Annotated in this window: 12 protein-coding genes; 7 read left to right on the top strand and 5 right to left on the bottom strand. The window is 73.1% G+C overall.

Going from position 1 to position 12,877, the window contains the following annotated elements; genetic code table 11:
- Nucleotides 1-39 precede the first annotated feature (39 nt).
- On the bottom strand, nt 40-912 hold the full coding sequence (locus IE267_RS24525) for an undecaprenyl-diphosphate phosphatase (RefSeq protein WP_189764735.1): 873 nt from the start codon (nt 910-912) through the stop codon (nt 40-42).
- A gap of 208 nt (nt 913-1,120) precedes the next feature.
- Complete coding sequence (locus IE267_RS24520) at nt 1,121-1,825, bottom strand: TVP38/TMEM64 family protein (protein ID WP_161250235.1); 705 nt, start codon at nt 1,823-1,825, stop codon at nt 1,121-1,123.
- A 365-nt stretch (nt 1,826-2,190) separates the two neighbouring features.
- Here IE267_RS24520 and tuf point away from each other — a divergent pair, with 365 nt between their 5' ends.
- The 3 genes from tuf to IE267_RS24505 all read left to right on the top strand — a co-directional run bounded on the left by tuf (nt 2,191) and on the right by IE267_RS24505 (nt 5,189).
- Nucleotides 2,191-3,372 (top strand): elongation factor Tu, encoded by a 1,182-nt coding sequence (tuf, locus tag IE267_RS24515; protein WP_189764734.1) that lies wholly within the window; start codon nt 2,191-2,193, stop codon nt 3,370-3,372.
- Between the two features lie 67 nt (nt 3,373-3,439).
- Complete coding sequence (locus tag IE267_RS24510) at nt 3,440-4,285, top strand: patatin-like phospholipase family protein (protein WP_189764733.1); 846 nt, start codon at nt 3,440-3,442, stop codon at nt 4,283-4,285.
- 43 nt (nt 4,286-4,328) lie between these two features.
- Nucleotides 4,329-5,189, top strand: coding sequence for a spermidine synthase (locus IE267_RS24505; RefSeq protein WP_189764732.1), 861 nt, complete (start codon nt 4,329-4,331; stop codon nt 5,187-5,189).
- Here IE267_RS24505 and IE267_RS24500 read toward each other — a convergent pair.
- The gene (locus tag IE267_RS24500; protein ID WP_229861394.1) at nt 5,151-6,449 is read right to left on the bottom strand and encodes an MFS transporter; all 1,299 of its coding nucleotides are present in this window, start codon (nt 6,447-6,449) and stop codon (nt 5,151-5,153) included. The two genes, IE267_RS24505 and IE267_RS24500, sit on opposite strands and share 39 nt — an antisense overlap.
- A gap of 102 nt (nt 6,450-6,551) precedes the next feature.
- Nucleotides 6,552-7,628 carry a DUF8017 domain-containing protein gene (locus tag IE267_RS24495; RefSeq protein ID WP_189764730.1) on the bottom strand — a complete coding sequence of 359 codons (1,077 nt, stop codon included), beginning with the start codon at nt 7,626-7,628 and terminating at the stop codon, nt 6,552-6,554.
- 134 nt (nt 7,629-7,762) lie between these two features.
- On the opposite strand from IE267_RS24495, the gene IE267_RS24490 reads away from it, so the two are divergent.
- The 3 genes from IE267_RS24490 (at nt 7,763) to IE267_RS24480 (ending at nt 11,672) form a co-directional block, all read left to right on the top strand.
- Nucleotides 7,763-8,200, top strand: a complete 438-nt coding sequence (locus IE267_RS24490) for a DUF4442 domain-containing protein (protein WP_161253376.1) — start codon at nt 7,763-7,765, stop codon at nt 8,198-8,200.
- A 256-nt stretch (nt 8,201-8,456) separates the two neighbouring features.
- Nucleotides 8,457-10,940 carry a beta-glucosidase family protein gene (locus tag IE267_RS24485; protein ID WP_189764729.1) on the top strand — a complete coding sequence of 828 codons (2,484 nt, stop codon included), beginning with the start codon at nt 8,457-8,459 and terminating at the stop codon, nt 10,938-10,940.
- 75 nt (nt 10,941-11,015) lie between these two features.
- The gene (locus IE267_RS24480; RefSeq protein ID WP_161253365.1) at nt 11,016-11,672 is read left to right on the top strand and encodes a DedA family protein; all 657 of its coding nucleotides are present in this window, start codon (nt 11,016-11,018) and stop codon (nt 11,670-11,672) included.
- A 42-nt stretch (nt 11,673-11,714) separates the two neighbouring features.
- Here the strand turns inward: IE267_RS24480 and IE267_RS24475 are convergent, their stop codons facing one another.
- Nucleotides 11,715-12,218 carry an SRPBCC family protein gene (locus IE267_RS24475; RefSeq protein ID WP_189764728.1) on the bottom strand — a complete coding sequence of 168 codons (504 nt, stop codon included), beginning with the start codon at nt 12,216-12,218 and terminating at the stop codon, nt 11,715-11,717.
- A 111-nt stretch (nt 12,219-12,329) separates the two neighbouring features.
- On the opposite strand from IE267_RS24475, the gene IE267_RS24470 reads away from it, so the two are divergent.
- Entirely contained in the window at nt 12,330-12,860 is a 531-nt protein-coding gene (locus IE267_RS24470; protein ID WP_189764727.1) for a gamma carbonic anhydrase family protein, read from the top strand.
- Nucleotides 12,861-12,877: the final 17 nt, after the last annotated feature.

Genomic DNA, 12,877 nt, shown 5'->3' with positions numbered 1-12,877 from the left:
GGAGGCGTGCCGGAGGCCGGTCCGGCTTCGGACGCCGGGTCACAGCCCCCCGCCCGCGTCCGGGCTCAGGCTGCCGGCCGCGATGAGGGCGAACAGGGCGATGCCGAGCACGATGCGGTAGACGACGAACGGCATGAAGCTCTTGCTGGAGATGAACTTCATGAACCAGGCGATGACCGCGTAGCCCACCGCGAAGGCGATGACCGCGGCGAAGAGGGTGGGGAGCATCGGTGCCTGGCCCGGACCGCCCGCGTCCTTCAGCTCGAAGACCCCGGAGGCCAGCACGGCCGGGACGGCGAGCAGGAACGAGTAACGGGCCGCCGCCTCGCGGGTGTAGCCCATGAGCAGGCCGCCGCTGATGGTGGCGCCGGAGCGGGAGACTCCCGGGATGAGGGCCATGGCCTGGCAGATGCCGAAGATCAGCCCGTCCTTGGTGCCGAGTTCCCGCAGCGACTTGCGCTCCTTGGCGGCGCGGTGCCGTCCGCCGCACTCGTCGCGGGCCGCGAGCCGGTCGGCGATGCCGAGGACGACGCCCATCACGACCAGGGTGGTGGCGATCACGCGCAGATCGCGGAAGGACGTGTCGATCTGGTGCTTCAGGACGATGCCGAGCACTCCGATCGGGATCGAGCCGACGATGACGAGCCAGCCCATCTTGGCGTCGTGGTCGTCGCGCAGCGAACGGTCGGTGAGGGAGCGGAACCAGGCCGAGACGATCCGCGCGATGTCGGAGCGGAAGTAGATGAGGACGGCCGTCTCGGTGCCGATCTGTGTGATCGCCGTGAACGCCGGGCCCGGATCCTGCCACCCGGCGAAGGCCGCGGTCAGCCGCAGGTGCGCGCTGGAGGAGATGGGCAGGAACTCCGTAAGACCCTGGACGAGCCCGAGTATGAACGATTCGAACCAAGACATGGGTTGCTGCGCCATCCAAGGGGGGTCGGGGCCACGGCCGTTCGGCACGACGGGGACCGGCCGGAGCGCCGGGGCGGCCGCGGGCCACACCGGTGATCTTGCGCGGATCGAGCGGCACGGTAACGGGCCCGGGTGAACGGATGGTTGACGCGGGGCGGCCTACGGGAAGCGGCCCCCTTCCGGGGCCTCCCCGCCCGGCCGCCCGGCGCTAGCGCCTGCGCAGCCCGCCCCGCTTGCGCCAGGCCACCACCGCGGCCCCGGCCCCGCTCAGCACGATGAAGCCCATCGCGATCAGGAACGCGGGGGAGGTCGGGGAGGAGGCGCTGCCGCCGGCGACGACGTACGCGAGGGTGTTGGGCACCGAGCCGAGGCCCGTGGCCAGCAGGAACGGGGCCCAGCCCATGCGCGAGACCGCCGCGCAGTAGTTGGCGGCGGCGAACGGCACGCCGGGGAACAGACGGATCGCCATCATCGAACGGAACCCGTGCCGCGACAGCTGACCGTCCGCGGCCTTCAGCCAGCGCCCCCGCACCAGAGGCCGCAGCGCCTCCTGCCCGAGCACCCGGCCGAGCCCGAACGCGATGCCCGCGCCCAGGACCGTGCCCGCGAGCGACGACACGAACCCGGCGGGGGTCGCGAACAGGGCGCCGGCGGCCAGATTGAGGATCGGGCGCGGCACGAACGCCGCCGTGCACAGCCCGTACGCCACCGCGAAGAGGACCACTGCCCAGGCCCCGCCCATCGCGGGCGGCCAGCCGTCGGCGAGCAGCCGCTGTGGCTGGAGCACCAGGACCGCGCTCCCGGCGGCCGCGAGCACCACCACGAGCAGCGCGAGCCGCGACCACGGTGAGAGCAGTGCTCTCCCGCAGCGTGCGGCAAGACCTGGCGTCGGTCGGGCAACGGGCTCGAACATCAAGGGAGACTAACCGACCCGGGCGGTCGGCCGCCGTAAGGGAGTGCCCGGGCACCCCGACGGGGAGCTCCCACGCGTCCCGGCCGGACACGACTTCCCCTCGCGGAAAACCATTCGACGCGCCGTGGACCACCAGGGATGATCGGCGGCATGTCCAGGTACGCCTTCCTCGCAGCGCCGTCCGCAGTCGCGGACGCGCCGAAGGCTGCCGTCCTCGTCGCGGCCGACGCGGTCGAGACCGTGGCGTCCCTCGGCGGCGCCCGAAGCTGACCCTTCCCGGACAGTCCGGCGGACCCCACACGGGGAGGGTCGGCCGGCTCCAGGGGTCCAAGCACCGCTCCGCGACCACGCGAGGACACACAGCCATGCCCAAGACGGCATACGTACGCACCAAGCCCCACCTCAACATCGGCACCATGGGTCACGTCGACCACGGCAAGACCACCCTGACCGCCGCCATCACCAAAGTGCTCGCCGAGCGCGGCACCGGCACCTTCGTGCCGTTCGACCGCATCGACCGCGCCCCGGAGGAGGCCGCCCGCGGCATCACCATCAACATCGCGCACGTCGAGTACGAGACCGACACCCGGCACTACGCGCACGTCGACATGCCGGGCCACGCCGACTACGTCAAGAACATGGTCACCGGTGCCGCCCAGCTGGACGGGGCCATCCTCGTGGTCTCCGCGCTCGACGGGGTCATGCCGCAGACGGCCGAACACGTCCTGCTGGCCCGTCAGGTGGGCGTCGACCACATCGTCGTCGCGCTCAACAAGGCCGACGCCGTCGACGACGGCGAAGGCGCCGTGCTCAGCGATCTGGTCGAGCTGGAGGTGCGCGAACTGCTCTCCGCTAACGGATACGGCGGAGACACCGTGCCGGTCGTCCGGGTCTCAGGCCTCAAGGCCCTTGAGGGCGAGCCCCGTTGGACCGAGGCGATCGGCGCGCTGCTCGACGCGGTCGACACCTATGTGCCGATGCCCGAGCGCTATGTGGACGCGCCGTTCCTGCTGCCGGTGGAGAACGTGCTCACCATCACGGGCCGCGGCACCGTCGTCACCGGGGCCGTGGAGCGCGGCACCGTGTGCGTCGGCGACCGGGTCCAACTCCTGGGCGCGGACGTCGAGTCGGTGGTCACGGGCCTGGAGACCTTCGGCAAGCCCATGGACTCGGCGCAGGCCGGCGACAACGTCGCGCTGCTCCTGCGCGGGGTGCCACGCGACGCGGTCCGCCGCGGCCACGTGGTCGCCGAGCCGGGCAGCGTCACTCCGAGCCGGAGGTTCACCGCCCAGGTGTACGTCCTGTCCACGCGCGAGGGTGGCCGCTCCACGCCGATCACGACCGGCTACCGGCCGCAGTTCTACATCCGCACCGCGGACGTGGCCGGTGACGTGGACCTCGGCGACCTCGCCGTCGCGCGGCCCGGTGACACGGTCACCATGACCGTGGAGCTGGGCCGCGACACGCCGCTGGAGCCGGGTCTCGGCTTCGCGATCCGTGAGGGCGGCCGCACGGTGGGCGCCGGAACGGTCGCCGCGCTGCTGTGACCGGTCGGCCCGCATCCCCCAACACCCCGGGGGGTGCGGGCCGTTGGCGTTCCGGCACACTGCGATCATGACGGACACGGCACTGGTACTCGGATCGGGCGGGCTCACCGGGGTGGGCTGGGAGATCGGCATCCTGCACGGCCTCGCGGAGGCGGGCGTGGACCTGACGGCCGCCCGCCTCGTCGTCGGGAGCTCCGCGGGCGCCGTGGTCGGCGCGAACATCGGCGCGCGCCGCACCACGCTGGCCGAGCTGTACGAGCGCCAACTCGCCCAGCCCGCAGGGGAGATACCCGGACATCTGGGCCCCGGGAAGATCTTCCGCTTCGCGCGGGCCGTGCTCTCCTCCCGCACCCCCGAGGAGTACGGGACGAAGATGGGCCGGATGGCGCTCGCCGCCGACACCCCGAGCGAGGCGGACCGGCGTGCGGTCATCGCCGGCCGGCTCCTCACCCACGAGTGGCCCGAGCGGGCCCTGAAGCTCACCGCGGTCGCCGCGGACACCGGAGAGTTCCGGGTCTTCGACCGGAACGCCGGGGTGTCGCTCGTCGACGCGGTCGCCGCGAGCTGCGCGGTCCCGTTGGTGTGGCCCCCGGTCACCATCGAGGGGCGCAAGTGGATCGACGGCGGGCTGCACTCCACCTGCAACGCCCACCTCGCGACGGGCTGCGACCGGGTCGTCATCCTCGCGCCGACCCCGGCCGGCGGCGGCCCGCTCGATTCGCCCGCCGCCCAGGCGGCAGCGCTCACCGCCGCCGGTGCGAGGGTCGCGCTGATCACCCCCGACGCGGCGGCGAAGCGGACCTTCGGCCGCAACAGCCTCGACCCCGCACGCCGCGCCCCCGCGGCCCGGGCGGGCCGCGCCCAGGCCGCCGCGCACGCGGCGGCCGTCAAGGCGCTGTGGAGCGAGGCCTAGGGGCGGGCAGCCCGCAGGCGGCGGCGGGGCGCACAATGGGAGGGTGAACGACGACCCGCGTGCCGAGCCGATTCCCGTCATCCGGGAGGTCGACGGGGGCACCGCCAAACTGCTGCCCGACGTCGACCGCGGGCACGCCTGGCTGCTGACCGTGGACGGCGCCCCGCAGTCGTACGTGGACCTGGACGATCCCACCTACATCGAGTTCGAGTACGTACGCCGGCTCGCCCATGTCGTGGACTGCGCGGCCGGCGACGGCGTCCCCCTTGACGTGCTGCACCTCGGCGGCGGGGCGCTCACCCTGCCCCGCTACGTCGCGGCGACCCGGCCCGGGTCGAGCCAGGTCGTCGTGGACGCGGACCGCGCGCTCCTCCAACTCGTGCGTGAACACCTGCCGTTGGGCTCCGCCACCGGGATCGCCGTCCACGCCGCGGATGCCCGGGCCTGGGCCGGGGCGGCGCCGGCCGGATCGGCCGACCTCCTGGTCGCGGACGTCTTCGGCGGCTCCCGCGTGCCGGCCCATCTGACCTCCGTCCAGTACGCGCGCATCGTCCAGCGCGTCCTCAAGCCCGGTGGGATCTACGTCGCCAACCTCGCGGACGGTGCGCCCTTCGCCTTTCTGCGGTCCCAACTCGCCACGTTCCGCGCGGTGTTCGCGGAGGTGGCGCTGATCGCCGAGCCGTCGGTCCTGCGCGGGCGGCGCTTCGGCAACGCGGTGCTGCTCGCCTCCGCGCAGCCGCTGGACGTCGCGGCCCTCGCACGGCGCACCGCGGGGGACGCCTTCCCGGCCCGGGTCGAGCACGGCGACTCGCTGCGACGCTTCATCGGGGACGCGGAGCCCGTCGACGACGCGGACGCCCAGCCCTCACCCGAGCCGCCCGACGGCGCCTTCAGCATCGGCTGACACGTCAGGCCCGCCCGAGGCCACCGGCCCGGTGCGCCGGGTCAGCCGGCGTACGTCCGGCACGCACAGCACGGCCGCGGTCAGCAGCACGACCAGTGCCGAGCAGCCCCACAGGGCGCCGGCGCGTCCGACCGCGCTCTGCGCGGGTCCGGCGAGGGCGGTGGCGAGCGGGACCATCGCGATCGAGCCCAGCCAGTCGTAGGCGGAGACGCGGGAGAGCTTGTCCTCCGGGATCTCCTGGTTGAGGGCGGTCATCCAGGAGACGCCGAAGACCTCGATCGAGACGCCGGTCAGGAGCATGACCGCCGCGAGCGCGCCCACCGGCAGCGGTACGGCGAGCGCCGCCGAGGGCAGGGCGAGCGGGAACACGCACAGGCTGCCCGCGAGCAGCAGCCGACGCGGCTTCCAGCGCATCATCAGGAACGCCCCGAGGACCGTGCCGAGCCCGAACGCGGCGAGCGCGAGACCCCAGGGCCCCGGCCCGCCCAGCCGGTCGCGGGCCACCAGCGGCCCGTACACCGCCTCGGCCGCCGCGACCACCGCGTTGACCACCGCGAACTGCACCACGATCGACCACAGCCACGGCCGGGAGACGAACTCCCGCCAGCCCTCGCGGAGATCGGAGATCATCCCGCCGCCCGCCTCGCGCGGCGGGATGTGGCTCACGTCGAGGAAGGCCCGCAGCGCGCCCGCGACGGCGAAGGCCGCCGCGTCGATCGCGAGCACCCAGCCCGCGCCGAGGACGGCGATCAGGGCGCCGCCGAGCGCGGCCCCGCCGATGCCCGCGCCGTGCATCGCCATCCGGTAGGACGCGAACGCGCGGCCCGCCTCCGCGCCGCTCACGCTGGACATCAGCATGCCCTCGGACGCCGGGCCGAAGAACGCCTGGCCCACGCCGCCGAGCGCGGTGAGCGCCATCATCTGCCAGAGCCGGGGATCGCCGGTCAGGACCAGGAGCGCGAAGGCGCCCTGGGAAAGGAAGTTGAGGGTGTTGGCGGCGACCATCACGCGGTGGCGCGGCAGCCGGTCGGCCAGCGCGCCACCGATCAGCAGGAAGAGGACCAGCGGCACCGTGCGCGCCGCCGCGACCAGGCCCACGTCGCCCGCGCCCCCGCCGGACTGCAGGACCGCGAACGCCGCCGCGATCAGTGCGCCCTGGCTGCCCAGGTTCGTCACGACCGCGGCGGCGGTCAGCAGGGTGTAGTTCCGGCCGGCCCACGACGGGCGGCGGGCGGGCGGGGCGATGGCGGCGGACGTCACCCCGGGACTATCGCCGCCACCGGCCCCGCACGCCAAACGATTTGTCGCCGTCCCGCGTCGGGGGCTTCCGCGTCCCCGTGTCAGGGACCCCGCGTCCGCGTGTCAGGGACTGGTGACGGGCACCAGGCGGATGGTGGTGAGGATCTTCTGAATGGTGTCCTCGTCGACCGCCCCGGGCACGCCGGTGTTCGCGATGAGGCTCCAGGCGGCGAGGTCGCCCTTGGCGGTCTTGAAGCCGAACAGCACGGACTGGCCCTCGGTGGAGCACTTGTCGGTCTTCTTCACCCCCGTGGTCTTGGCGCGCACCACACTGCCCTGGAGACCGGACTTGGTGGTGAACGGGACCGGCTTTTCGGAGGTGATGTGGTCCTTGTCCGGCTGGGTGTAGGCGTAGTACAGCCAGTCGTCGGCCTGCTCGGCCGCGTCGCCGGTGGACTTCGCGCCGTTGGCGCCCTTGGTGCCGACGCTCGCGAGCGAGGTGTTCTGGTCGCGGCCGCTGCTGTCCTTGGTGGTGCACCACTTGGACTTGAGGTAGGCGGGGGAGGACATCATCATGCCGCCGAAGCCGTTCTTGTCGGCCTTGTCGGACCAGCCCACGCTCATGCCCGGGCTGTCGACCTCCCAGTCCGGCGGCACGTCGAAGGCGTCGCCGCGGGTGGGGTTCACCACGACCTTCCAGCCCGCGATGACCGGCTTGACGTCGGTGCCGGCGCCACGCGGGTTGGCGGCGGGCGAGGAGGGCGCGGCCGAACCGGAGCCCGCGGCGGACGGCGACTTCGTGCTCTTGCCGTCGGCCTCGCTGCTGCTCTTGCCGTCGTCCTTGAGGACCACGAAGCCGGTCACGGCGGCAGCCACGACCACGGCGGTGGCCGCCACGATGGCGATGATCGTGGTCTTCTTCTTGTCATTGTTCTGCGGCGGCTGCGGCGGTCCGGGCGGTGCGCCCACCGGGTACTGCGGAACCGTCGGCTGCTGGTACGGGTTGGGCGTCTGGTAGCCCTGCGGCGGGTACCCGGGCTGTGCCGGCTGCTGCTGCCCCGGCTGCTGATAGGGATTCGGCTGCTGCTGCCCCGGCTGCTGATACGGGTTCGGCTGCTGGTACCCCGGCTGCTGGTACGGGTTCTGATTCGGATCCTGCGGGTTCTGCTCGCCCCCGGGCGGCTGCTGTCCTGGCCACATGGCCAGTAACCATAGAGGTGTACCCCCGCTCCTGCTACGGCCGCCCCCGCACTCCTGTTCGCGGGCCGCCTCCGCGAGGGATGGCCAACGCTCGCTACCCATGGGTAACATCTGCTGCCATGAGCGCTGATCAGATGTCCGTGGGCGAGATGCTCACCGCGACCGTTCCCATGGCCCGCACCCTGAACCTGGAGTTCCTGGAGACCACCCCCGAGCGCGCCGTGGTGCGTCTTCCGGACCAGGCCGACTACCACAACCACGTGGGCGGACCGCACGCCGGAGCCATGTTCACCCTCGCCGAGTCGGCCAGTGGCGCGATCGTCATCGCCGCCTTCGGCGACCAGATGCACCGCGCCGTGCCGCTCGCCGTGAAGGCGGAGATCGGCTACAAGAAGCTCGCCAAGGGCGTCGTCACCGCGACCGCCACGCTGGGGCGCCCGATCGCCGAGGTGGTGGCCGAGCTGGACGCGGGGCAGCGCCCCGAGTTCCCGGTCCACATCGAGATCCAGCGCGCGGACGACGCCGTGACCGGTGAGATGACGGTCGTCTGGACCCTGCGCCCCAACTCCTGACCCCGCCGAGCGCAGGCTACGGAACCCGAAGGCGTCCCGGCTCCGGCCGGGGCGCCTTCTCCACGTCCCGAAAGCCGACCGCTCGCCCGCATTGACTCTTCCGCCGGACGGTCCTACGTTTCCCGGCGCCTCGTGGCGCCTGACGGGTTGTCAACTCGGTCGTGCCGCATAGTGCGTTCACACCTCGAACGTCGGCCCGCCGCCTGCTGTGCCGCGGTCCACCACGTCGTGCCCGCACACAAAGGAGTGACGGTCCATGTCCGACACCGTTTCCCGAAGGTCAGCACTGCGTCTGCTCGGCGGCGCCGCCATGGTCGCGGCCGCCGCCACCGGCACCCTCGCCGCCCCCGCCCGCGCGCTCGCCACGGCCCCGGCCTCGCGCAGGGTGGAGGACCTCCTCGCGCGCCTGACCCTGGACGAGAAGATCGGCCTGCTGCACGGCGCCGACGATCCGGCGGGCCTCGGCCAGGCCGGGTACGTGCCCGGCGTGCCCCGGCTCGGCATCCCTCCGCTCAGACTCGCCGACGGACCGGCCGGCGTCCGCGTCACCGCGCACGCGACCGCCCTGCCCGCGCCGGTCCTGCTCGCCTCGGCCTTCGACCCCGGGCTCGCCCGCGAGTACGGCGAGGTCATCGGCCGCGAGGGCCGCGCGCTCGGCCAGGACGTTCTGCTGTCGCCCATGGTCAACCTCATCAGGACCCCGTACGCCGGGCGCAACTACGAGACGTTCTCCGAGGACCCGCTGCTCAGCGCCGACCTCGTCGCCGAGGAGATCCGCGGCATCCAGAGCCAGGGGCTCATCGCCACCGTCAAGCACTTCGCCCTGAACAACCAGGAGAAGGACCGCATGACCGTCGATGTCCGGATCGCCGAACAGCCCCTGCGCGAGCTCGAACTGCGCGGCTTCGAGGCGGCCGTCGGCGCCGGAGCGGGCGCGGTGATGGGCGCGTACAACAAGGTCAACGGGACCTTCGCCTGCGAGAACAAGCCAATTCTCGGCGACATCCTGCGGGGCGACTGGGGCTTCGAAGGCTGGGTGATGACCGACTGGTTCGCCGCCCACAGCACGGCTGCCGCCCTCTCCGCCGGGCTCGACATGGAGATGCCCGGCGGCGACTACTTCGCCGACGCCCTGAAGGACGCCGTGCGCGACGGCAGCGTTCCGCAGGCCCTGGTCGACCGGGCGGTGCGCCGGGTCCTGACCGTCATGGACCGCTTCTCACTGCTCGACGGCAGCGCTCCCGCCCGCCCGGGCCGCGACGCCCGGCGCGGGGCGCGCACCGCGCTCAAGGTCGCCCGGGCCGGCGCCACCCTGCTGCACAACCGGCACGCCACCCTGCCCCTGACCGGCAGCGCCGCCCGCTCCATCGCGGTCGTCGGCCCCACCGGAAGCATCCCGTTCGTCAGCGGCGGCGGCAGCGCGCACGTCGTGCCCGACCACGCCCAGAGCCCGCTGGAGGCGCTGCGTGCCCGGGCCGGGGACGGCGCCCGCATCGGTTACGCGCTCGGCGAGGACCTCTTCGGCAAGCCGCTGCCCGACACCTCACCGGGCGCCGACTTCGAGGCCCAGCACGTCGAGCCCGGTGCCACCTGGACGTACGACGGCACGCTCACCGTGGCCGACGCCGACGAGTGGACCTTCGTCATCCACTACTCGGGGGACCGCCCCAAGGTGCTGCTCGACGGCACCGACCTCTTTCCGCCCGCCCCCGGCCTCGGTGAACTCTTCGCGGGCGGTCTCGTCAGCACCGCGCCCGACGGGCTCGCGGTCCGGCGCAGCAGCCCGCTGCGGCTCGCCGCCGGGGACCATCGGCTCGCCATCACCGCCAAGGGCCGCGACCGGGGCCAGCTGTTCCGGCTGCGTCGCACCACCGGCACCACCCGCGCCGCGGACGTCGCCGAGGCGGTGCGCGCGGCCCGCGCGGCCGACAGCGTGGTGCTGTTCGCGTACGAGGACGCCACCGAGGGCGCGGACCGCACCGGACTCGCCCTGCCGGGCCACCAGAACGAGCTGATCGAAGCGGTCGCCGCCGCCAACTCCCGCACCGCGGTGGTGCTCAACACGTCCTCGTGCACCACCATGCCGTGGCTGAGCCGTGTCGGTGCCGTCCTGCAGATGTACTACCCGGGCCAGGAGGGCGCCGAGGCCACCGCGGCCGTCCTGTTCGGGGACTGCGACCCCGGCGGCCGGCTCACCCAGACCTTCCCGGCGGCCGAGGACCGCCACCCCATGGCGGGCAACCCGCGCCGCTACCCCGGCGTGGACGGCACCGAGGAGTACTCCGAGGGCGTCCACCTCGGCTACCGCTGGTACGAGGCCGAGGGAGTGGCCCCGCTGTTCCCGTTCGGGCACGGGCTCTCCTACACCTCCTTCGCCTACACGGACCTGAGCGTGCGGCCGGACGGGGACGGCCTCGCGGTCCGGTTCACTGTGCGCAACACCGGCGCCCGGACCGGCATCACCGTCGCCCAGGTCTACCTCGGTCCCTCGCCCGACCTCCGCCTCGACCAGCCCCGCCGCGCCCTGGCCGGCTACCGGAGGCTGCGGCTCGAACCGGGTCGGGCCCAGGAGGTGACCGTGAACATCTCGCGGCGCTCGCTCTCCTCGTGGGACGGGAACCGGCACGGCTGGGTGCTCGGCACCGGAACGCGCGAGGTGAGCGTGGGCGTCTCGGCCGGCGAGGTGCGCCTGGTGGGCCATGGCCGGGTCGGATCGCGGCCGGCCGGCCGCCGGACCTGAGCGGGTAGGCTTCCCGGCGTGCGCCAGGGGGGCGCATGCCGGGCTCCGGCCGGGGCGAGCGGGAGGAATGCGGCGTTGCACATCCAGGAGTGGCTGGAGAACATCCCCGCCGTCAGTGTCTATCTTCTGGTGGCACTGGTCATCGGGGTCGAAAGCCTCGGCATCCCGCTGCCCGGCGAGATCGTCCTGGTCAGTTCGGCACTGCTCGCCTCCCAACAGGGGCACATCAACCCCGTCGTGCTCGGCGCCTGCGCCACGGCCGGCGCGGTCATCGGCGACTCCATCGGCTACGCGATCGGGCGCAAGGGCGGCAGGCCGCTGCTCGCCTGGCTCGGCGGCAAGTTCCCCAAGCACTTCAGCGAGGGCCATGTCGCGATGGCCGAGCGGTCCTTCCAGAAGTGGGGCATGTGGGCCGTCTTCTTCGGCCGTTTCATCGCGCTGCTCCGCATCTTCGCGGGCCCGCTCGCCGGTGTCCTGCACATGCCGTACTGGAAGTTCCTCATCGCCAACGTGCTGGGCGGCATCTGTTGGGCGGGCGGCACCACGGCCGTCATCTACTACCTCGGCATCGTCGCCGAGTCCTGGCTGAAGAACTTCTCCTACCTCGGCCTGGTGGCGGCGCTGCTCATCGGCGTCGCGTCGATGCTGGTCGTCAAGAACCGCGCGAAGAAGTCCATGGCCGAGGCCGAGGCGGCGAACTCCGCTCCGGAGAACGTGCCCGCCGGGGACTGATCACCGCCGGGGCCTGATCCCGCCGGGGGCGGGAGCGGCCGGTCAGCGCGTCCGGTCCCTCAGGAGCACGCTCATGGCGTGCCCGAACAGGAGCCGTCCCGCGCGAGCCGTCAACGGGTCGAGGGCGCGCGGCAGTCCACGTACGCGCAGGTCCTCACGCCAGACCAGATACGTCCCACCGCCGGACGCGCCTCCCCGGGGCGCGCCTTCCCCCGACGAGGCCTTCGCGTCCCGGTCCTTCCCGGCCGTGCCCACCTCGATCTCGGCCCAGCCCGTGATCGCCCGGCCCCGCTTCTCCAGGCGGCACACGCCCGGGGCGTCCCCGGCCGGCGGCTCCCAGCGGGTGATCTCCATCCGGTCGTCGAAGCCCAGCGGGCCGAGCCCGGTGCGGGCCACGAAGACCGTGCCCGGGCCGCTCGGCGGCGGGGTCTCCACGACGATCCGGGTCAACGGCACGCCCTGGGCGTGCCGTTCCCAGTCGGTGAGCCGTCGCCAGGCCTCGGCGGGGGTGAGCGGGGTGCGGCGGTCGATCCGGAAGAGTGCCATCGCGTGATCGTAAGCGGGCCCCCGGCCGCGCGGGCCGAGGCGCGGTCGCTTAGCGTGACCCCCGGCGCGATGGATCCGTACCCCCGTGGGAATCCGTTCAAGGAGTGGCGCATGGCAGAGCAGGCGTTGGTCGTGGCAGTGGGCGGAAAGACGCCCGAGATCGCCCCGACCGCATTCACCGCACCCACGTCGGTGGTGCTCGGCGAGGTGACCCTGGGCGCGCGGGCGAGCGTCTGGTACCACGCGGTCCTGCGGGCCGACTGCGGGCCGATCGTGATCGGTGCCGAGAGCAACATCCAGGACAACTGCACGGTGCACGTGGACCCGGGCTTCCCCGTCACGTTGGGCGAGCGGGTCACCGTCGGGCACAACGCGGTGCTGCACGGCTGCACCGTCGAGGACGACGTGCTGGTCGGCATGGGCGCCACCGTCCTCAACGGCGCCCGGATCGGGGCGGGTTCGCTCATCGCGGCACACGCCCTGGTGCCGCAGGGCATGGTCGTGCCGCCGGGATCGCTGGTCGCGGGGGTGCCGGCGAAGATCCGCCGCGAGCTGACCGACGAGGAGCGCGAGGGCATCAAGGTCAACGCCCTGATGTATCTGGGCCTGGCCGAGGACCACCGCAAGGCGCACGGCGGCTGACCGGCCGTCCCCTTGCG

Origin of the sequence: Streptomyces xanthochromogenes, assembly GCF_014650455.1 — a bacterium.
Taxonomy (GTDB): domain Bacteria; phylum Actinomycetota; class Actinomycetes; order Streptomycetales; family Streptomycetaceae; genus Streptomyces; species Streptomyces xanthochromogenes.
This window is presented reverse-complemented; position numbering and strand designations above follow the sequence as displayed.

Excerpts from the sequence above, each read along its gene's own strand:
- IE267_RS24525 (WP_189764735.1), bottom strand. The coding sequence starts at position 912 with ATGTCTTGGTTCGAATCGTTCATACTCGGGCTCGTCCAGGGTCTTACG.
- IE267_RS24520 (WP_161250235.1), bottom strand. The coding sequence starts at position 1,825 with ATGTTCGAGCCCGTTGCCCGACCGACGCCAGGTCTTGCCGCACGCTGC.
- tuf (WP_189764734.1), top strand. The coding sequence starts at position 2,191 with ATGCCCAAGACGGCATACGTACGCACCAAGCCCCACCTCAACATCGGC.
- IE267_RS24510 (WP_189764733.1), top strand. The coding sequence starts at position 3,440 with ATGACGGACACGGCACTGGTACTCGGATCGGGCGGGCTCACCGGGGTG.
- IE267_RS24495 (WP_189764730.1), bottom strand. The coding sequence starts at position 7,628 with ATGTGGCCAGGACAGCAGCCGCCCGGGGGCGAGCAGAACCCGCAGGAT.
- IE267_RS24490 (WP_161253376.1), top strand. The coding sequence starts at position 7,763 with ATGTCCGTGGGCGAGATGCTCACCGCGACCGTTCCCATGGCCCGCACC.
- IE267_RS24485 (WP_189764729.1), top strand. The coding sequence starts at position 8,457 with ATGTCCGACACCGTTTCCCGAAGGTCAGCACTGCGTCTGCTCGGCGGC.
- IE267_RS24475 (WP_189764728.1), bottom strand. The coding sequence starts at position 12,218 with ATGGCACTCTTCCGGATCGACCGCCGCACCCCGCTCACCCCCGCCGAG.
- IE267_RS24470 (WP_189764727.1), top strand. The coding sequence starts at position 12,330 with ATGGCAGAGCAGGCGTTGGTCGTGGCAGTGGGCGGAAAGACGCCCGAG.